Source organism: Sphingobacterium bambusae (genome assembly GCF_033955345.1).
In the GTDB taxonomy this organism is placed as follows: Bacteria; Bacteroidota; Bacteroidia; order Sphingobacteriales; family Sphingobacteriaceae; genus Sphingobacterium; species Sphingobacterium bambusae.
Window position 1 is genome coordinate 3,870,072 of the sequence record NZ_CP138332.1, and the last position, 19,741, is coordinate 3,889,812.

The window sequence follows — 19,741 nt, forward strand, 5'->3', positions numbered from 1 at the left end:
GCAAAGTTACTTCGCCAGCTTGGCATGCGCCCTCCCTCCAAAATCCAGCGCACACAATAAAAATCTCACAAAATGGGTATCCGCAGAAAGAGCGGAACCTCCTTCGCTTCGCCATTTTGATCGATTTTTCTTTTTGCATGGCAAGCTCTTGTCTCGTCAAGGGTTGGCGTTAATCAATTTTTTGTTCCATTTAAATTTTTATGCCATGAAAAACAGATCAATCGCCAACGAACTACGTGTTTCCTACTACAGAAATGAAAAACTATTGGTAGAAGACTTCAAACACGTTAACAGCTCCAAGCTAATGGATAAGGTATTCCGAAAGATATGGAATACGGATGAACTGGATGTGCGGGAAAGCTTTTACGCAATTTTCTTTAACAATAGGCTTGATGTTGTTGGTTACCGGAAGATTGCAGATGGAGGATTGGATAGTATTATGATTGATATTAGACTACTCATGTCCTCGGGACTGCTGTGCAATGCACTCAGGTTCGCGGTAGCTCATAACCATCCATCAGGAACGCTGAGGCCAAGCGGAGCCGATAGGGCGCTGACAAGAACGATAATTGAAGCGGGCAGTATCTTGAGTATGGAGCTTCTAGACCATATCATACTTACGACAGAGAGCTATTACTCTTTTAGGGATGAGGGAGACTTTTAATTTCGATTTCTGTCCGTGGTATCGGTAAGAGCAATTATCTAGAGTACTACACTTCCATAAAGTCTCTTTAAAATTTAATTGCTACATAGCTGTTCATCCTGAACTTTTACCTACATTTGTGCTACTGATATTAATTAACCTTATGAAATACTTTCTTATTCTACTCTGCACAATCAGCTCTGGAAATGTAATCGCACAGCGTCTCTCTGTTACAGACACTCTTCTTTATGAAAAGATGGTCGATAAGGCTCAAGCTAAAAGTTTTAAAAATGGAATGGACGTATCTGTCTATATTGCCTCAGATAAAAATATCTATGCCGAAGGTGACACGCTAGTGTTAGGTAAACCTATTGGTGAAGGTAAGAGTGCTTTTAGCAAAAAGAGAAACTACGAGTATATTTTTTATGGAAAACCCGCTGGGGCAGCTTTGACCGGTATAAGGAATGTTGAAGAAAACTTTGAGGGGTATAAGGTAACCATTGAAAAAATACAATTGAACAAGGGGGCATTGGGTCTGGAAAACTACGTTTTTATCTATGCAAAGCCTTTAGCAAATACAGATTTTACGATACTTTTCGATAAACACGTAACTATTACGATGCTGGATAACGCCATTAATAAGGGAGAGATTAAACCATTGCGTTCCACAAGACCATTGACTCGTGACGAGGCTGTAGAGTTGCTCAAGAAGAAGAAAGAGGAATATGATTTGGATGTAATTTCTAAGGAAGAGTATGAATCTTTCCGCGAGAAACTTGTTCCCCTGATCAGATCATCAAAATAGTACATGCCTACTTCTGTTTACCAAATGAAAGATCCTATCCAAAGTCTGAACAATGCCAAAGATTTAATGGTGAATGCCCTGAGTAAACTAAAAAGTGACGATTTGAGAGATACGGTAACGATTGAAATTGCATGTGAAAAGCTTGCAGCATTTGACTTGGGTTGTCAGGGGACTGAAGAGTCCAGTAAAATTTTTCGAACACTACATAATAACGGATGCAATGATTTGCCTGCGGTCTATTGGTTTGAAATTATCTCAGAACATTCGGCGCAGCAAATTCGAGAACAATATTCAGTTCTAAAAGAAAGCATTGGCACAAGAACGATCCCATCTTTTAATAAAAGATATGATAAAACCTCTAAGATATTGTATGTTGGCAAGGGAAAGCAGAACATCTCCGGTCGAATGTTTTTGCATCTTGGCTACGAGAAACAAAAGATTAACTTACAAGGCTTACAGCTTTGTCACTGGGATTATAGCGGGGTTTTGAAAGGGTTAACACTTCGTTTAAACATTGTTTACTTCCCGAAAGATTTTAGAGAAATTGTCCCTTATTTCGAGAGATCTCTAGCTAAAGATATATTACCGCTAATTGGAAGACACTTGTAAAATGTCTATCAAAATTGATCTAATTTGAAACATCAATAGAACACAGTAAAATGGAACAAAATCAATATGCAACAGAACAACCTGAAGATTTGATATAATCAAAAGGTTTAAAGCGCTAGTCCAATATCACAAAACCTTTTTTCTTTAAAGAAGGTGCAGACCAGCTTACAGTAGATGTAAATCGTCAGAAAGAGTGGACAGGCTATTTTTTTTAACTTAAAAAGTGTTTTCTTCAAAAAATCATCAGATTATGTACGTCGTTAATCTAATGTCTCTAATCTAGTTTATAGACGTACCTTTATATCACAAATAAACTTTCTAAATTATGACAGATAGCAAATACAAATTTACAGTAAATACCTCAAAAAGTGGAGTCCTAAATATAGCATTAACGGAGGGGCAAGCACTATTTGTTCTTGGAGCGAATGGTGTTGGAAAATCCACTTTAATGCATAATCTTTTTGCACAAAATTTTAATCACACTAGAAGAATTTTAGCCCATCGACAAACTTGGTTTCATTCAAATGCTATGGATATGACCGCCTCAAGTAAAAAGCAAAATGAAGCTTATATGAAGAGTTCCGACCAAAATCCAGATTCAAGATGGAAGGATGAATATTCTACTATAAGGTCATCAATTTCTATATTTGATTTGATTAATTCAGAAAATATTAGGGCTAGAGGTATTGCTGATGCGGTTGATCAAGATAATTTGACAAATGCAAAAGCCCTTTCAAATGCTCAAGCCCCATTGCAAGCGATAAATGAACTTTTAGCGTTATCTAATATATCTATTAAGATAACTCTGGGAAAAGACGAACAATTATTTGCTTCAAAAAATGGGGGTGAACCTTACAGTATTGCAGAGCTATCCGATGGAGAAAGAAATGCCCTGTTAATATGTTCAGACGTTTTAACAACGGAACCAAATCAACTTATTATTTTGGATGAACCGGAAAGACATTTACACCGCTCAATAATTTCTCCGTTATTATCTTCTTTATTCCAAAAGAGGAAAGATTGTGTTTTCGTGATTTCTACACACGACGTATTCTTGCCAATAGACCATTCAGAGGCAAGCGTATTATTATTAAGAAGTTGCCAGTGGGATGGAAAATATATAAAAGATTGGGACGCCGATTTGATTTCTGAAGCAGATGAGGTTCCTATTTCTGTTAAACGAGAAATACTTGGCTCTAAGAGGAATATTCTATTTGTTGAAGGCGAGTATGATAGCTTGGATAGGCAAATCTATTCATTAATTTATCCAAATGTTACAATTATACCACAGGGTAGTTGTACCCAAGTTGAGCGTGCAGTTGAGGGAATAAAAGGAACGGAGAACTTACATTGGATTAACTCTTATGGTCTAATCGATGCCGATGATAGAACAGAGGAGCAAATTAAAAATTTGTTCGATAAAGGAATTGTAGCGCTAAATTGCTATTCTGTAGAGGCTCTTTATTATAATTTAGAAATAATAAAAAGAATTGCAAAAAGATTTTCAGATGTATTGGGGCAAGATGAAGGCATTCTTTTGCAAAATGCGACATCAGGAATCATTGACGAACTTAAAAAACATAAAATACGGCTTTGTTCTAGGCTTTGCGAGAAACAAGTTAGAAATAACGCAATGTCAGGATTGCCCAACCATAAAAATATTCAAGAAAACGATTATTTTGAGATTAAGATTAGTCTAAGAGAAATTCGCGAAAAGGAAGAGGCATACTTTGATAAATTAGTATCCGAAGACAATTTAAACGGTTTAATTTCGCGTTATCCAATTCGAGAAACACCTGTATTGACAAAAATTACAGCAGGGCTGGGTATGAATAGAGATAAATACGAAAGTGCTGTAAGAAAACTAATAGTTGATGATGAGGGAACAAGAGAATTTTTTAAAGTATTGCTTCAGCCTTTGACGATATTGATTGATAAAGAATGAAAATTGATCCTCATGTATTTTGAATAATTATTTGTTCCAAAAGCTTATTGGATTGAAATATTTTTGGTATTTTAATACTGGAGCTCCAAAACCCAATCCCGAATGAGCATCTTCCATTTTTTACCTTTATGTTGTCAATCTAAATTTTATCAAATTCTTTCATTTTAATTTTGGATTTTCTTAAATTTGATCAATCATCCATCAAAGTAAATGAGAGTAAACAGGTGAGCGGTTCTTTAGATTTTTTTTATTTTATTGATATTTAGATATTTGCGAATGGTAGGTTGCGTCCTGCCACCCCCACAAAAAAAGCTCGACGAAAGTCGGGCTTTTTTTGTGGGCGGTAGATTCGAACCGTGGTTCGATCCGTTGGAGCTTCAGGGTTTGAGTTTGGGGGCTGAGGGGCTGAAGCAATCCTGCCACCCCGACAACACTTACGATAAGTAAATGTCAAAAACCCGCAAATCTCACTATTAAGCGGTTTTTTTTCGAAGCAGAGTCCTGCAAACAATATCAATAAAAATGTGAGCAATTAAGTAAGTCCACCTAGTGCTAAAATCCCCCAAGGCGGCTTTCGCCTCATGTCGCACACAGTCGCTATGTGGACAGCTTGAAACAAGCGACTTGGCAAAATAGCTCCTCTTTCGTATCTTAGATATGGCTAAGCTACTTCGCCAAGTCGCTGTGTCGTTATGCGGTAGCTTAAAAGACAACGCCATGAAAATGAAATTTTACATATTGACAATTTTAGCCTTCAGCTTTTTTTCTTGTTCTACAGACAAAAAGCAGACAATAGAAGATTCAAATAGTATGCTTAAACTTTATAAACGAATTGACAACCAACTTTACTATTGGGAGACTTGGGACAAAAATGAAAAAAGCGCGATAGTTCATTGGGGAATTGTTGGACAAACTGGACAAAATAGAGAAGTTAAAAGCGGACTTTTTTCAGATTTTCGTAAAGCTGTTCAAAAAGAAATTGACGAGAAACTAAAAGAAGGTTATGCAGAATTTGACGAAGACAATTACGCATTTTTAGATATAGAATACAAGGTTGACGGCTTTGGAACTGAAAAAGACTTGGACAAGCGACACCGACTTGAAGAAAAAATGGACGAAGTTTTAGGTTGGACAGGACTTGGTCATACTGACGGTTGAAGCATCGGAAGCGGAACAATGGAAGTTGGTTGTATTGTGGTTGACTTTGAGATTGCTAAAAAAGTAATTGAAGAAAAACTGAAAGACACCGAATTTGGCGACTATTCAAGAATAATAAAAATGAACAATGAATAAAAGCCGACCGCATGACATCGCATTGGCAATAGGCGGGCTGAGCGACTTCGTATCAGCGGAAGTGCAAAATTCAACTTCTGTTTTTCGTGTCAAGTTTAGTGCTAAAAATCCCGCCTGAACGCACAGTCCGAAAATGTTCACGGTCATTGTAGAGCGACACAAATTAAACAATAAAAAATATTGAAATTGGAAATAGCACAAGGAATTATTATACCAGTTGTTGCAGACTTTGTTTTAAATCCTGACGTTTTTTATGGGGACGAATTAACAGGAATTTATTTTCAGACAGAGGACGAACAATATGGACGAATAACATTTGAAAACTTAGATGCTTTAAAAATTTGTAGAGGAGAAAATTTGCCGTTTGTTAACAATTGGGAAGATGGACAAAAATATCCTTGGATATATAAAATTGAAAATTCAAACTGGCTAAAAGAACGTTTCGACTACGAGGATGAAAACTATGGTAGCTCTTACGAATTTGGTAGGAACGTGAACGAAATGCTCACAGACTTTTCGCACTATGTTTTCAAATTCCATGACCAATTTGTTGAAGTCATAGCAAGAGGATTTTGGTTTGAGCAAGACAAAACAAGTTTATTTAAAAGAGAACTTCAATTTGGACACCCATTTTTAAACTTGCCAAACAATAGTATGGAGAAATTTATTTCACACAATTTGACTTGCCAAGTAATAATGAACTCAACTCCTCAGGACAAACTTGTTGCAGACGCTAAATTTTGCTCGCAAAAGCTAATTGAATTTGCACTAGAACTTGATGGAGAAGCATCGGTGAACAATTCGCTAATATTATCATATAGAAGTGGAAAACTAATCAGCAGTTTAAGAGGATATTTTGGAAAGCAAATTGTCGAATTTGACGGTGTTGCAAAACTAGCAGACGTCCAACCCTATATTGAAAAGTACATTGGAGAAGTTTATGATAGAAGAAAAGCAATGGGGAAATAAACAATGAACAGCTAACACGGTTTTTGCGTCAGGCGGGCTGACGTACAAACTTGGAGCTTCTATTGAACTCTAATTATAAATTGAAACTTTGTGCTCTGAATCCCGCCACTTCGCCAAGCGCGCAACCGCTAGCACCGATTTTAGGACGACAGAAAGTAATGAAGGAACAAGAAATCATAAAAGCAATTAATAAGATTGAAGGAATTGGCGGGATGACCGTTAACGAACGACTTTATGTTTGCGGGCTTATGGACGAATTCGAAAACGCATTAATTAAAGATAAAGCGAAGAAAATATTAGAACTTTTGGGTGTTGACAAACCCTCAATTGATAAAATAGTAAAATAATGGAGCTATCGAACAACAACGCCAAGACTTTATTGCTTGACACACATCAAGACATTGAAGAATATGCGGACACTTTGGTTACTAATATTCTTGACAAAAGGGAGTTTAATTTTTTGACTTATCCTCCAAATTGTGGTTTGACAGAATTGGAAATTGAGGAACTAAAAAAGCTCGATAATAATGAAAATTTAAAAAATGCTTTAAGGAAAGTTATTGCGGACAATTCAGCAGGTATTGTCTTCAATATGCTAAACTTATTTGACGGAACTGGTTTTCCAAAAAACGACAATGAAGATTGGACTGGATTAAAAGTCATAGACGAAGAACCTGCTAAAAAATCCGAACCAGTTGACGACTGGTTACATGACAAATTTTATGAAACTTATTGGGACTGGAAAAAAGTAAGAGGCAACAAAAATTGGAAACTGGACACATACGAAGAATAGAAAATGGTGCTAATAAGGGTTGCCAAAAGCGAGGCTGAACGGTTTCGATTGAATATTTGTACAAGGTTTAACTTTGGTTCCTCATTGAGCTTTTGTGCTAAAAATCCCTACCATCGCCAATACATAAAACGTTAGCAGCAACCTTAACAGAAACAAGATGGACAACGAAAGAGCAAAATATATTATAGGTTACTTTTCCAACTTACTGTCAAGTGTGGAGCGAATGGCTATTAAGCATACCACTTCAACCTATAAAATTAACAACTCAACTTCTGACAATACTTCCTTGACAAAAGTTTACAGAGAAAGAGGCTGGTTGACATCCGACCAAAACGTTCTTGACCTGCTTAAAGACGGTTATGACAATTTTGAGTTAAATGTGGCAAATAGAATTTTAAACCAAGACAGCGATAAGGTATTTTTCAATAACTGCCCGAAATGTAATAAGCTTGCAAGGACACCTTACGCTAGACAATGCCGACATTGTGGACACAGCTGGCACGAATTGACGGTTGCTCAATTTAAACTCAATAGTTCCTTTCAGTTGACAGGTCGACAATTTTTCCTTTTAGGCGAGGTAACAAAAGGAGAAATTAAGCAAGGACAATTTATGGACTTGACAATGTTGGGGCTGAATAAGAAGCCGAAAATTGAAGCTGTTGAATTTACTCTAAAACGACAAGACGGAAAAGTTTGGGAGGACATTGGACTTGGGACAAACGACCTAACAGAAAATGATAAAGAGTATCTAAAAAATATAGGTTCCTTTGGGACACCATTTGACATAATTAAAGAGCGATGAGAACGATCGTTGCTAACAGGGGGGGGCAAAAGTGGGGATTTCTGCTCCGCAGACAGTTTTATAATTGGACAGATGAATGAACGTGTCAGTAAACTTCGACCGCCAATGAAGCGTGAATCAATTGCCTTCACTTCCAAAAAAAATAGAAAAAGAATGCTGTTTAACATGGATGTTAGATAACAAAGCGTTATAAGTCCCAAAGAGTAGCGTAGCTATTATGGGTGCGGAGTTATCTGTATCCGTTAACTTTGTCGTCCTTTTTGTTTATATCTTCGTATTCTAATATAACAATTAATGGATAAGAGGTTTACCGATATCATACAACTTATACAGCAATCGCGGAACAATGCGATAAAGGCGGTTAATATCGAGCTTATTACCTTATATTGGAATATAGGGACATACGTCAAACAAAAATTGTCTGTTGCCGAATGGGTGTAAAACGGTAAATGAATTAGCGGATTTCATTCAGAAAAATAATCCCGAGTGGAAAGGCTTTAACCGTGCGGGACTTTACAGAATGATACAATTCTATGAAACCTATGCCGAAACCAAATTTGTCGCCACAGCGCAGGTACAAATACAACACGCTGGAAAAACAAGAAACTAAAATTGTCGCCACAGTGGGGCGACGATTACAATAATGCTTCCAAATCTACTCGAACAAATTTAAGATGCACATTTTTCTGGACGGCAAATTCGAACCGCTTCCGTAAATCTACGATTTGTGGAAATATTATAGTAACTTTAAGCAACGCAACGGAAAATGCAACAGCGTATAATAACGTCTTTTGGAGCGATCTCCTACGGACTCTATGCCAGGACGTTGTGCGTTAGTGGCGATATAAAATGACTATAGCAAAACACATAACGACAATTTTAATAGGACTGACTTTTGCATGTTGTAACAATTCGGTAAAGAGTGTTGATACTAACAATTTACATTCCGTAGGCACAATAAAACAAGTCTCCGACATCGAAAGTTCTACTAATTATCTAAATAATTCCGTCTTTATCGGACAAAAAATAAATGACTTTCTTTCCTCGGTTCAACAACTGTATGATGTAAAAAAAGAAACTATTTTCTTGGAAGGTGATGGTTTTGATATTTACAACGTGTATGAGAACGGACAAGTATTATTTGCCGTTGAGCCAGACATTGATAAACCAGACATTGCGTGGAGAATGCGGATATATAGTAGAGAAATCAAAACTGAAAAGGGAATTGGAGTTGGCTCTACGCTTGCCGATATAAAAGCGAATTATCAAATTGAAAACATTGGAACGGAGGAAGGTTTAAATGTTCAAGTAGAAGATATTACCGTTGGTTTTCTTTTAGACGATTCGAACGGCCAGTGGGATATTATGGAAAACGAAAAAGTATTTAAAGAAATACCTATTCGAGAAATAATAATTTGGGGTACCCAAAGCTACTTGACATTAGATAAAAAAGTAAAACAAACTAACTAATTAGCAGATTAGTTCAAGTTCCAATTGAAATGTTCGATTATTTGGCCTTTAAAATTCCTTTAGCAATTTTTACAGTAACCTACTTAACGAACATAGCAATTAATGCAAAAGAAAAGACTGTTGGTAACTACTAACCATTAGTTTTGCCGAACAGGTAAGCGATGAAAAAACTGTTGAACGAATACGTATTTTGACTTATACGGCAGCATTTTTAGGTATAAAAGCTATACAAGCCTGTGGAGAACCTGCTTTTTATCTTAGAACTGCTTAGCCGATATAAATGTTTTGCAGACACGCCGGCGCAATTGCAGGCACTAGCTGATTCATGTTGCGCATGGTGGGAAGACCCCATAGCCAATGTGATCTTCCTCGATATTCACTTTATTGTCCAAAGTTCTAAAAGTCAGAAAATTTGAGAATTAGCTTTGAAGTCAGTAAAAGTCTTGCCATCATAACGATACACTCCATGTAAAGTTCCAAACAAAATAGCTTCATCATTCGCTTCCATAATTCCGAAAATCATTTCTTCATTAGTCTTTATTAGTTCAGGAAGCACCTCGTTATCCTGTAGGGAATTCTTGTTATAGCGGGAAATTGTCCATGAGCTATCGTTATTATTGGTCGGTAAGTCATTTACTAACTTTTTTTTAATGGCACTGTTTGCACTAATCCAGATGTTACCAGTTTTGTCTTCGTAAATATAGCCGACAAAACTTGTTGTATAACGTATAAATATCCCTCCGTTATAGCGCCAAAGCCCATCCTGACCACCTAGCCAAATATTGCCCAATTTATCTTCGATGATGGTGCGAACATTTGTAAAAGGCGTACCATTGTGGGTTAAAATAGTACCTGTCTTCCCATCATAAATATAAACACCAGCCTGTGTGGCCACCCAGAATTTCCCAGTTTTGTCTTCCATGATCCAGTTGACATTATTGCTGGGGAGGCCATCTTTTGTTGTAAAATTTCGAAAAGACTTTCCATCGAAACGGCTTGCCCCGCTTTCCGTGCTGAACCAAATAATCCCGTTTCTATCTTCATAGATTTCAGTAACCCGATCATTAGCTAGCCCATTTTTAGTAGTAAAATTACGAAAGGATTTGCCATCGTAGTAAAAAACACCCGAGCCGACAGAGGAGAACCAAAAATTTCCACTTCTATCTTCTAGAACCGAAAAAAAGCGAGCTGAAGTGACGCGATTTGTGATATTTGTAAATGATGTTCCATCATATCGAAAAATTCCGTCAAATGCAGCAATCCAAATATTTCCCTTTCTATCCTGCTTTATATTGCGGGTGATATTGTTTGGTGCGATGGGGATGCCATGCTTTTTTCTAGAAATAATGTCGTCTTTTGGTAGGTCTGTTTTATTTTGCCCTGTACAAGAAGTGTAAACAATAAGACTCAATAACAGGATGTAAATATTTGCGTAGATTTTCATATCTTAAACAGTTAATTCAGCGAAATTACGTTGATATATTTTAGGCCTGCGAATCAGCGGTGTAAATAAAAATGTAAACTTTGTAAATATTTCCGCATCATTATGTTTTATCATAAAAATTCCCTCTCTGGGAAACACAAATACATATTCGGATTTACATTCCTCATATTTATGGCGGTCGGTTGCTTGGCTTTTAGTATGAAAGGAATTGACGACTTTGATAGCGCTAAAAGGGAAGTTTTACTCCGAGGGATTGGGCACGAAGTGCTATTACAAACGGGGGACAGTACGTCGCGATTACTTCCTATAGAAAAGGTTGCTGAAGATGAATACCAAATTAGGTTTGAAAACGAAATTGCCTTTCAACCAGAAACTCTCGTAAATACTACAAGGCATTTGTTGGCCAAAGCTCGATTTGTAAACGATTACATTGTTAACGTTGTGAATTGTAGCAACGGCAGTGTTACTTATGGATTTGCTATATCTGGGGATAGGAGAGATGATATTGTACCATGCATAGGAAGAGAGCAACCAAGGGCGTGTTACATAATTCACATTAAGTTCCAACCGACAGGAATGAATACCGGAAAGCACATATATCTTTTAGGAGGACTACCATTTTTGGCTTGTGTTGGTTTTATTTTTGTAAGATCTGTTAAATCTCAAAGAATCTTATCTAACAATCATGCTTCCAAGATATTCACTTTTGGTTCAGTTGTTTTCGATGCGGAGAAGCAGCAATTAATAAAAAATGACGAGCCCATAGAGCTGACTGGAACAGAAACACGTCTGCTACTTATTTTTGCTTTGTCTCCTAACGAGACCATTGAAAGAAGCCGTCTCCAAAAAGAGATTTGGGAAGATAATGGTGTTATCGTGGGACGTAGCTTAGATATGTTCATTTCAAAACTTAGAAAAAAAATGAAATTTGACCCCGCTATAAAAATTGTAGTTGTACGAGGCAAAGGCTATAAGCTTGAAACTACCTCTAAAAGTTGAGCGCCATTTTAACACGTGTTTTTGTATAATATTGTCCGTTATCGCTGTTTTTAAGGATCACTAGTAAATGTTGAGCATATGAATTTCATAAAGAAATTATTGAATTTGAAACAGTCTTTACAATTTAAAGAAGACGATAAGGGGATTCACCAGCTTGGCGGAGATGTACCTTCCTCGTTCAAAATTCCTGATAACGAGTTTTTTGGCGGCTTTCAATATTTGGGATGCATAAATAATGCTGACAAATATTTTTCATGGTTGCCGTTTCCATTGCATTTAATTTGTCCAATTTTTACGGACTTTGACTATGTTTTCTTAGATTACACAAATCCAAATGAACCAAAACTTATTTACCCGACAAACTCGGCAGAAATAACAACTGCTTATGATGAATTGACTAAAGATTCTTATGTAATTTATAATAAGGCGAACTTTTCACTGGCACTATTTGACGGGGTAAATGATGAAAATGAATTTGAAATTGTGGCTCTTGCAGGTAGACCTTACTGGACACAATCCGCTGAGGCACCTAATTGCCCCAAATCAAAAAGAAAAATGCGGTTTGTTTGTCAACTTATGAGTAATGGGCCGATTACAGCTAGAGAGAAAAATTTTGAAGGAGAAAGTCCGTATTACGAAAAGCTATTTAAAGAATTGAACTTTTGGTGTGACGGAGATTTGAAGATATTCTTTGAGCCGAATTCGAAAGTCGCTTGTTATTTTATACAAAATACATAATACAGTCAACAGCAGTAATGAGTTGTAGGTGTAATTTGATATTTAAAAGATTGTAGCCCTAAATAATATTCCAAAACTTTATCGATTACGGGAACTATTATTTCGGTTGCTTCTAAATCCTGATTTTATAGTAAATAAAAGCATTCTAATAACGTTAAAAAAACCTAAATAAGGTAAAAAACCGAACGGCTCATCACGCATCTCTTTCAGTTTTGTTTCCGATTTCGGAAATAAAAACAGATATTTAGGAAATACTGCAGTATTAAATCCTAAACATTAAACCCGTCTATGAATAGAGTTGAAGCGTGGTACACCGTAGATTCCGAACAAGAGATTGATTCGCCGGCCTTACTCATTTTTCCAGAACGTATTCGTCACAATATACAACTTGCCATAGCGATGATTGGGGATGTGAAACGTCTTCGTCCGCATGTTAAAACCCATAAAAGCAAACACATCACCCAATTACAGCAGGAAGCAGGCATTCAGAAATTCAAATGTGCGACAATCGCGGAAGCGCAAATGCTTGCAGATTGTGGTGCGGAAGATGTTTTGTTAGCCTATCCTGTGCAAGGTCCGAAAGTTGCAAGACTGCTGCGTCTTATACAGCAGTATCCGCAAACGCGCTTTTCAACCTTGATCGATGCGGTTTCTTCGGCTAAGGAAATTGCGCGCATGGCAAACGAGTTGAACCTTTCTGTGGATGTTTTTGTAGATCTCGATTTGGGCATGGGACGCACAGGAATATTACTCGGCGACGAGGCACTGGCTTTATACCGTTTTGCGGCAAGCACGGAAGGATTGAACTGTCGTGGTTTTCACGGCTATGATGGTCATGTTCGTGATTTGGAACTTGAAAAGCGAAAAATACGTTGTGAGCATTCATTAAAGTCAATTTTGAAGATGACTGCGGTATTGCAAGCAGAAGGAATTGCAAAACCCGAGCTTGTGATGGGAGGTTCGCCTACTTTTCCGGTGTATGTTGATTATCCGGAAGTAGAATGCAGTCCGGGCACGTTCGTGCTATGGGATAAGGGGTATACGGATTTATTGCCAGAGCAGCATTTTCTACCAGCCGCCGTATTATTAGCGCGTGTTGTCTCTATTCCCGCAGAAAATCATCTCTGTTTGGATCTGGGCTATAAAGCCGTTGCTTCCGAAAACCCCTTGGAAAATAGGTTTTTCTTTTTGAATGCAACCGGTATCATTGCTGTAGGTCAGAGCGAAGAACACCTCGTTGTTCGTCATCGCGCCGAAGAGATATATGCTATTGGCGACATTTTTTACGCCTTACCGGTACATGTTTGTCCGACGGTAGCTTTATACGATGAGCTGTATGTTGTGAACGATGGTCAATTGACAGCAACTTGGCAAGTAGATGCTCGCGGCAGGTAATTGTCAAACACAAAAACGCATACTAACTTTTTTCACTAACACACATTTCTTTCGCAGCCTAAACCGTGAAAGAGCAAAAACAACCCTAATAACGATTATTTTATGAAGAGACTATTTTTTATTTGTTTATCCATCTTTTTTCTATCGCCTTGTTTTGCACAAAATGATTTGGTAACCGATGATGAATCGAGTAGCTACAATCTTAACAAACCCGAACGCATGGAGTGGCTGCGAAATACTGGAGCCGGATTATTTGTCCATTTTAGTGTGGATGCGCAATTAGGCATTGTTATCAGTCACGCCTTGGTGGGTGCATCAAAAGAATTTGAGCATAAATTTTTTGAGGAGTTACCTAAAACGTTTAACCCATCTCGTTTTGACCCGCAGGAGCTTGCCATTTTAGCAAAACTTGCCGGCATGAAATATATTGTGTTTACCACAAAGCACCACAGCGGTTTTTGCATGTGGGATACAAAAACTACCGCTTTTAATATTATGAATACGCCCTATGGGAAAGACTTGCTAAAAGAATATGTCGATGCGACGCGAGCAGCAGGTTTGGGCGTTGGCTATTATTTCTCTCCGGAAGATTTCCTGTTCCTACGTGAACATCAAATTCCGATTAATAGACCGGCTCAGCCCTTGACACCGGAACTAGCCAAAGCCTATGATGCATACACAAGACAACAGTGCGAAGAACTCTTGACCAATTATGGGAAAATTGACGTTTTGTTTATCGATGGTGATCCGAAAGAAGTTGTAAAAGAAGTGAGTTGGCGCTTGCAGCCGGATATCTTGATTACGCGCGGAGCCATCAAAACACCGGAGCAAGTGTTGCCGGGAACGCAAATTGATGAACCCTGGTTATCGTGTATTACGATGGGAACGGCTTGGCAATATCAACCAACCAACGATCGCTACAAATCGGGTACCGAATTGCTGCAATTGTTAATTGAAGCCCGAGCGAAAGGAGGATCCTTGTTGTTAAATGTCGGGCCTAAGCCCAATGGGGAACTTCCTATCGAACAAGAAGAGCGCTTACGCGAAATGGCAGCTTGGCATTTCGTGAACCGGGAAGCTATGGATAGCGTACGTGGGTGGGTGGTTAGTCATGAGCAAAATATTTGGTTTACCGCAAAGAACGATAGGAAAACGCTGTACGCGATTGTCACAGAGGCACAGGACTGGAAAGAAGGAACACGGCAGAAATTTTTAATTCAATCGGCAAAAGCAACAGCGAAAACATCGGTAAGTGTTTTAGGGCAGAATAGTGAGGTGATCGAATATAAAAGCGATGACGTAACATGTTATTTTGAACAGACGGCTCAAGGTCTTCAGGTTTCGGTGGTTAAAGCGCAGCGCCTTTATGATGATCACCGTTGGCCAAATCCCGTCGTTATTAAAATCGATGGCGTAGAACCTGTGATCGATCGTGCTGTAAATGTGGAAACGGGAGCAAGCGAAACAACTGCAACAGGAGTAAAACTGGAAGGTATGGTGCATGATTTCGATGGGAAAGCAAGTAAAGCTTACTTTTATTACCGTCCTTATGCCGGCCAAGTGGAAACATTATATGCAGGCAAATGGTTGAAGACCAAAGAGGTCGCCATTGCCAAAGATGGAAAGTTTCAAATTGTCGCTCCTGAACTGAAAAAAGGGCAACAATATGAATACAAAGCCGTCGCTATTCAATCTGGATTATCTGTGGAAGCCGAAAGTAAAATTTATAGAGGTAATTAATGGAGAAATTTATCTGTTTAATCTATTGTCTCGCTACCCTTGGTTTCTTAAGTGCGCAGGAAGCCCGGATTTTGCCTAAGCCGGAGCAATTCTCGCAAGGAAAAGCGTACCTAGATTTTGGTAATACGCTTACCTTTGATTACGCAAAAGCCAATCTATCTGCGGACGCGATCCGTCACTTAGAAAACAGTCTTCCAAAAGCTATGGACCTGCATGTCGAAAATTACAAGGAGGCGCAGATCATTCAGTTAGTTATAGATACCAATCGTTTTGCGACAAAAGAAGCCTATAGCTTGCGCGTTGACTCAATAGGAATCCTGCTTACTGCTTCCGGCGAAGCCGGACTATTTTACGGCATACAGACCTTTGTACAGTCCATAGCAGCCGTAGATGGCGAGCAAGCGAAATGGCGTATTCCGCATATGAAGGTAGAAGATCAACCACGTTTCGACTACCGAGGTGCCATGTTGGATGTTAGTCGGCATTTTTTTAGTATCGATCAATTGAAGCAGTGGCTGGATATATTGGCCTATTTTAAAATCAATACCTTTCATTGGCATTTGACGGATGACCAAGGCTGGCGCATAGAAATTAAGAAGTATCCGGAACTGCAAAAGAAGGCAGCCTATCGCAACGGAACGTTGATTGGTCACAAAAAAGAACTCCCACATCGTTTCGACGGGAAACGTTACGGCGGCTATTATAGCCAAGAAGAAGTAAAAGACTTGGTGGCCTATGCACGCTCCAAGCAAATTACCGTTATTCCGGAGATTGAAATGCCCGGACATGCACGCGCAGCACTGTCGGCTTATCCACAGTTAGGTTGTACCGGAGGCCCGTATGAAACCGCCATGTTTTGGGGTATTTTTGATGATGTCTACTGTGCAGGGAAAGAAGAAACGTTCGCCTTTTTAGAAGATGTGTTGTCTGAAGTCATTCCATTATTTCCCGGTCAATATATTCACATCGGAGGCGATGAATGTTTGAAAGATAAATGGCGTGTTTGTCCGCATTGTCAAAAGCGGATCGAGCAAGAGCATTTAAAAGACGAATTTGCATTGCAAAGTTACTTTATGCAACGCATCTCCGATTTTGTCAACAGCAAGGGCAAACGCATTATCGGATGGGATGAAATTCTAGAAGGCGGCTTGGTGAAAGATGCAACGATTATGAGTTGGACAGGAGAAGAAGGGGGGATTCATGCGGCAAAAGCAGGGCATGACGCGATTATGAGTCCGGAAAAATATGTCTACTTGGATTATTATCAATCGTTAGCGCCCGAAGAACCGCTTGCAGCAGGGGGCTACACATCGTTAGAAAAGATTTATACCTATCAACCTGTTTCAGCGGTGCTATCTGCGGAAGAAGCAAAGCATATCATAGGTGTACAGGCAAATCTTTGGAGCGAGTATCTGGATAGCGAAGACCAAGTCGAATATATGCTATTTCCGCGCATACTTGCGCTTGCAGAAATCGCTTGGACAGGCGGTAAGCAGAAAGATTTTGCGGATTTTGTAACACGCGTACAAAGCTTTTATCCGTTTTTTAAAGCCGCTGATATTCACTATGCGGATGTGCTCTCCGATGTAGAGGATAGCATAGCTGTTGATGGGAAAGGGCGGCTAAGCGTACAGCTTAAGACCGCAGATCCCGATCTTGAAATTCGGTATAGCACAAAAGGGACCGATTACAGTCAGTTTAGGCCCTATAAAAAAGCGGTGAGCATGAGCAAAGCCTGTACACTGTATGCACAGACTTTTCGCGCAGGGCAGCCTGTTGGACGTTTGCATACACGGAAGATTAATTACAGTTTAAGCACGGGACGCACCGTTGTTTTGGCAAGCGAAACCCATGGCAACTATAAAGTCAATCCAGCGGTGCTCAGCGATGGAAAGCAAGGTACGAGCCGTTACAATGACGGCGCTTGGATTGGGGCTTCAGGCGGTGATGTTCAGGCTACCGTGGACTTGGGACGTGTTTGTGCAGTTTCTGAGGTAGAAACGTATTTCCTTAACTATGTTTGGCAAAAGATGTGGTTGCCAACGACGGTGCAGATTTTGGTTTCTAGGAATGGAAAAGATTACGAAACAATATTCGAGGGAAAGCCGCAAGGTTCCAATGGAATTAATGCATTTAAGGCTAGTTTTAGAAAGACAAAAGCACGTTTTGTACAAATTAAAGCTGTAAATCAAGGGAAGATTCCAGCCGGTTATTATGGAGCGGGAGGGAAGCCTTGGTTACTGCTAGATGAATTGTCGGTTTATTAAACGAGAAGCATATGACTATATTGATACTGTTTGCCTGTATTGCCTTGCTGATTATCTTAATTAGTTACGCACGGCTACACACTTTTATCTCTTTTCTATTGGTGTCTATTTTGGCTGGTTTTCTTTTGGGATTGCCAACAGAAAAAATTGCTCCGGCTATAGAAAAAGGGATCGGCGATATCTTGGGCGGCTTATTGATCCTCATCACCTTTGGAGCCATGTTTGGTAAGGTGGTTGCCGAAAGCGGCGCAGCACAGCGTATTGCGGAAGTGATGATGAAGCTCTTTGGCGAAAAGAACATGCAGTGGGCAATGGTGTGTATTGGTTTCGTGATCGGGATACCGTTGTTTTACGGAATCGGCTTCGTCTTGATGGTGCCGTTGATCTTTACCGTTGTCTATCGTTATAAATTGCCGGCCGTGTATATCGGTCTGCCTATGTTGGCAGCATTGTCCGTTACGCATGGTTTTTTACCGCCACATCCCTCTCCGGCAGCGTTGGTTGTTCAATTTGGCGCCGATATGGGGCTTACGCTGGCTTATGGTTTTACGTTAGCTATTCCCGCAATTGTTCTTGCCGGGCCTGTTTTTTCAAAATACCTGAAAAAGATGCCTAGCGAACCTTTGGCAACATTCACGGCAAAAAGTATACCGTCGGAAGCCTTACCCGGAACGTTCAATAGCTTCTTTACAGCCTTGCTGCCCGTGTTGTTATTATTGTTAGTAACCGGAGCAAGCATGCTTTGGGGCGATCAGGCGCAATTCGCAACCGTTTTGTCATTTATTGGCGCGCCGTCGGTTGTATTGCTAATTGCCTTTGGATATGCCTTAGTGACCCTCGGCCTATTACGCAAGACCGATATGGCTACCTTGATGCAATATTGTGTGGAGGCGTTAAAAGATGTGACCCCCATCTTATTAATCATTGCCGGATCGGGCGCTTTGAAGGAGATTTTAACAGCAACATCCGTCGATCAGGAAATTGCGGATAAATTACAAGGGTTACCATTAGATCCGTTAATTTTGGGTTGGTTGATGGCCGCGCTCATCCGGGCTTGTGTAGGCTCTGCAACAGTCGCCGGATTGACGACGGCCAGTATGGTTATTCCGCTGATGGAGCAGGCCGGAACAAATCCTAACCTGATGGTGTTAGCGATCGGTGCCGGAAGTCTGGCTTTTTCACATGTGAATGATGCCGGATTTTGGATGTTTAAAGAGTATTTCAACCTTACGGTGAAAAATACCTTTCTCAGTTGGTCCATTATGGAATCGCTGGTGGCTATTATCGGCTTGATCGGTGTACTCATCATCAACTATTTTTTAATTTAAAAACATATTACAAGAACATACAACTATGGAAAATTTAAATGCAGATGAACGTTTTGAAAAATTAGGATTGTCGTTGCCACCAGCGCCAGCGCCACTAGGTGTGTACAAGCCTTACCTTATCGACGGGAAATATCTTTACCTCTCCGGACACGGGCCTGTGCAAGATGATAAAAGCTTGATTATCGGACGAATCGGTGAGGCGTTCAATCAAGAAGAGGGGAAATTGGCTGCACGTCAGGTTGGCTTGACGATGTTATCGACCATCAAAACGAATTTGGGAAGCTTAACGAAGGTGAAACGCGTGATCAAAGTATTGGGGATGGTAAACTGTACTGCAGATTTTGAAAGACATCCGTTTATTATCAACGGTTGCAGTGAACTGTTTGCACAGGTGTGGGGCGAAGAAAACGGAATTGGCGTGCGTAGTGCTGTTGGTTTTGGCAGCTTGCCAGATAATATTCCTGTAGAGATCGAAGCCTTATTCGAGTTAGTATAATTATC

19 protein-coding genes are annotated in these 19,741 nt (G+C 39.5%); 18 read left to right on the forward strand and 1 reads right to left on the reverse strand.

Features of this window, described 5'->3' with window-relative positions:
• Positions 1 to 205: 205 nt before the first annotated feature.
• The 11 genes from SCB77_RS16110 (at position 206) to SCB77_RS16160 (ending at position 9,329) form a co-directional block, all read left to right on the forward strand.
• On the forward strand, positions 206 to 664 hold the full coding sequence (locus SCB77_RS16110; protein WP_320183021.1) for a JAB domain-containing protein: 459 nt from the start codon (positions 206 to 208) through the stop codon (positions 662 to 664).
• Positions 665 to 806: 142 nt separating this feature from the next.
• Positions 807 to 1,448, forward strand: a complete 642-nt coding sequence (locus SCB77_RS16115; protein ID WP_320183022.1) for a hypothetical protein — start codon at positions 807 to 809, stop codon at positions 1,446 to 1,448.
• Between the two features lie 24 nt (positions 1,449 to 1,472).
• The gene (locus SCB77_RS16120; protein WP_320183023.1) at positions 1,473 to 2,057 is read left to right on the forward strand and encodes a hypothetical protein; all 585 of its coding nucleotides are present in this window, start codon (positions 1,473 to 1,475) and stop codon (positions 2,055 to 2,057) included.
• Between the two features lie 325 nt (positions 2,058 to 2,382).
• Positions 2,383 to 4,002, forward strand: a complete 1,620-nt coding sequence (locus tag SCB77_RS16125; protein WP_320183024.1) for a DUF4435 domain-containing protein — start codon at positions 2,383 to 2,385, stop codon at positions 4,000 to 4,002.
• 657 nt (positions 4,003 to 4,659) lie between these two features.
• Positions 4,660 to 5,160 (forward strand): WGR domain-containing protein, encoded by a 501-nt coding sequence (locus tag SCB77_RS16130; RefSeq protein WP_320183025.1) that lies wholly within the window; start codon positions 4,660 to 4,662, stop codon positions 5,158 to 5,160.
• 321 nt (positions 5,161 to 5,481) lie between these two features.
• Positions 5,482 to 6,264, forward strand: a complete 783-nt coding sequence (locus SCB77_RS16135) for a hypothetical protein (protein WP_320183026.1) — start codon at positions 5,482 to 5,484, stop codon at positions 6,262 to 6,264.
• Positions 6,265 to 6,422: 158 nt separating this feature from the next.
• A complete protein-coding gene (locus SCB77_RS16140) occupies positions 6,423 to 6,611 on the forward strand; it encodes a hypothetical protein (RefSeq protein WP_320183027.1) in 189 nt (62 codons plus the stop codon).
• Positions 6,611 to 7,057: a hypothetical protein gene (locus SCB77_RS16145; RefSeq protein ID WP_320183028.1), complete on the forward strand. Its 447-nt coding sequence runs from the start codon at positions 6,611 to 6,613 to the stop codon at positions 7,055 to 7,057. Before SCB77_RS16140 ends, SCB77_RS16145 begins: the two co-directional genes overlap by 1 nt.
• Before the next feature lie 157 nt (positions 7,058 to 7,214).
• A complete protein-coding gene (locus SCB77_RS16150; protein ID WP_320183029.1) occupies positions 7,215 to 7,859 on the forward strand; it encodes a hypothetical protein in 645 nt (214 codons plus the stop codon).
• A gap of 294 nt (positions 7,860 to 8,153) precedes the next feature.
• Entirely contained in the window at positions 8,154 to 8,300 is a 147-nt protein-coding gene (locus SCB77_RS16155; protein ID WP_320183030.1) for a DUF1016 N-terminal domain-containing protein, read from the forward strand.
• A 408-nt stretch (positions 8,301 to 8,708) separates the two neighbouring features.
• Positions 8,709 to 9,329 carry a hypothetical protein gene (locus SCB77_RS16160; protein WP_320183031.1) on the forward strand — a complete coding sequence of 207 codons (621 nt, stop codon included), beginning with the start codon at positions 8,709 to 8,711 and terminating at the stop codon, positions 9,327 to 9,329.
• A gap of 403 nt (positions 9,330 to 9,732) precedes the next feature.
• Here SCB77_RS16160 and SCB77_RS16165 read toward each other — a convergent pair whose 3' ends face one another.
• The gene (locus SCB77_RS16165) at positions 9,733 to 10,773 is read right to left on the reverse strand and encodes a ligand-binding sensor domain-containing protein (protein WP_320183032.1); all 1,041 of its coding nucleotides are present in this window, start codon (positions 10,771 to 10,773) and stop codon (positions 9,733 to 9,735) included.
• Between the two features lie 198 nt (positions 10,774 to 10,971).
• Between SCB77_RS16165 and SCB77_RS16170 the strand changes: the two genes are divergently transcribed.
• The 7 genes from SCB77_RS16170 (at position 10,972) to SCB77_RS16200 (ending at position 19,736) form a co-directional block, all read left to right on the forward strand.
• Positions 10,972 to 11,772, forward strand: coding sequence for a winged helix-turn-helix domain-containing protein (locus SCB77_RS16170; protein ID WP_320183033.1), 801 nt, complete (start codon positions 10,972 to 10,974; stop codon positions 11,770 to 11,772).
• 78 nt (positions 11,773 to 11,850) lie between these two features.
• Positions 11,851 to 12,510 (forward strand): hypothetical protein, encoded by a 660-nt coding sequence (locus tag SCB77_RS16175; protein ID WP_320183034.1) that lies wholly within the window; start codon positions 11,851 to 11,853, stop codon positions 12,508 to 12,510.
• Positions 12,511 to 12,798: 288 nt separating this feature from the next.
• A complete protein-coding gene (locus tag SCB77_RS16180) occupies positions 12,799 to 13,905 on the forward strand; it encodes a D-TA family PLP-dependent enzyme (RefSeq protein ID WP_320183035.1) in 1,107 nt (368 codons plus the stop codon).
• Positions 13,906 to 14,007: 102 nt separating this feature from the next.
• Positions 14,008 to 15,645 (forward strand): alpha-L-fucosidase, encoded by a 1,638-nt coding sequence (locus SCB77_RS16185; RefSeq protein ID WP_320183036.1) that lies wholly within the window; start codon positions 14,008 to 14,010, stop codon positions 15,643 to 15,645.
• On the forward strand, positions 15,645 to 17,912 hold the full coding sequence (locus tag SCB77_RS16190) for a beta-N-acetylhexosaminidase (protein ID WP_320183037.1): 2,268 nt from the start codon (positions 15,645 to 15,647) through the stop codon (positions 17,910 to 17,912). Before SCB77_RS16185 ends, SCB77_RS16190 begins: the two co-directional genes overlap by 1 nt.
• An 11-nt stretch (positions 17,913 to 17,923) precedes the next feature.
• Complete coding sequence (locus SCB77_RS16195; protein ID WP_320183038.1) at positions 17,924 to 19,240, forward strand: gluconate:H+ symporter; 1,317 nt, start codon at positions 17,924 to 17,926, stop codon at positions 19,238 to 19,240.
• 25 nt (positions 19,241 to 19,265) lie between these two features.
• Positions 19,266 to 19,736: a RidA family protein gene (locus SCB77_RS16200; RefSeq protein WP_320183039.1), complete on the forward strand. Its 471-nt coding sequence runs from the start codon at positions 19,266 to 19,268 to the stop codon at positions 19,734 to 19,736.
• Positions 19,737 to 19,741 lie beyond the last annotated feature (5 nt).

Coding starts and splice junctions, on each gene's coding strand:
- SCB77_RS16110 (WP_320183021.1), top strand. CDS start 206: ATGAAAAACAGATCAATCGCCAACGAACTACGTGTTTCCTACTACAGA.
- SCB77_RS16115 (WP_320183022.1), top strand. CDS start 807: ATGAAATACTTTCTTATTCTACTCTGCACAATCAGCTCTGGAAATGTA.
- SCB77_RS16120 (WP_320183023.1), top strand. CDS start 1,473: ATGAAAGATCCTATCCAAAGTCTGAACAATGCCAAAGATTTAATGGTG.
- SCB77_RS16125 (WP_320183024.1), top strand. CDS start 2,383: ATGACAGATAGCAAATACAAATTTACAGTAAATACCTCAAAAAGTGGA.
- SCB77_RS16130 (WP_320183025.1), top strand. CDS start 4,660: ATGGCTAAGCTACTTCGCCAAGTCGCTGTGTCGTTATGCGGTAGCTTA.
- SCB77_RS16140 (WP_320183027.1), top strand. CDS start 6,423: ATGAAGGAACAAGAAATCATAAAAGCAATTAATAAGATTGAAGGAATT.
- SCB77_RS16145 (WP_320183028.1), top strand. CDS start 6,611: ATGGAGCTATCGAACAACAACGCCAAGACTTTATTGCTTGACACACAT.
- SCB77_RS16150 (WP_320183029.1), top strand. CDS start 7,215: ATGGACAACGAAAGAGCAAAATATATTATAGGTTACTTTTCCAACTTA.
- SCB77_RS16155 (WP_320183030.1), top strand. CDS start 8,154: ATGGATAAGAGGTTTACCGATATCATACAACTTATACAGCAATCGCGG.
- SCB77_RS16160 (WP_320183031.1), top strand. CDS start 8,709: ATGACTATAGCAAAACACATAACGACAATTTTAATAGGACTGACTTTT.
- SCB77_RS16165 (WP_320183032.1), bottom strand. CDS start 10,773: ATGAAAATCTACGCAAATATTTACATCCTGTTATTGAGTCTTATTGTT.
- SCB77_RS16170 (WP_320183033.1), top strand. CDS start 10,972: ATGAAAGGAATTGACGACTTTGATAGCGCTAAAAGGGAAGTTTTACTC.
- SCB77_RS16175 (WP_320183034.1), top strand. CDS start 11,851: ATGAATTTCATAAAGAAATTATTGAATTTGAAACAGTCTTTACAATTT.
- SCB77_RS16180 (WP_320183035.1), top strand. CDS start 12,799: ATGAATAGAGTTGAAGCGTGGTACACCGTAGATTCCGAACAAGAGATT.
- SCB77_RS16185 (WP_320183036.1), top strand. CDS start 14,008: ATGAAGAGACTATTTTTTATTTGTTTATCCATCTTTTTTCTATCGCCT.
- SCB77_RS16190 (WP_320183037.1), top strand. CDS start 15,645: ATGGAGAAATTTATCTGTTTAATCTATTGTCTCGCTACCCTTGGTTTC.
- SCB77_RS16195 (WP_320183038.1), top strand. CDS start 17,924: ATGACTATATTGATACTGTTTGCCTGTATTGCCTTGCTGATTATCTTA.
- SCB77_RS16200 (WP_320183039.1), top strand. CDS start 19,266: ATGGAAAATTTAAATGCAGATGAACGTTTTGAAAAATTAGGATTGTCG.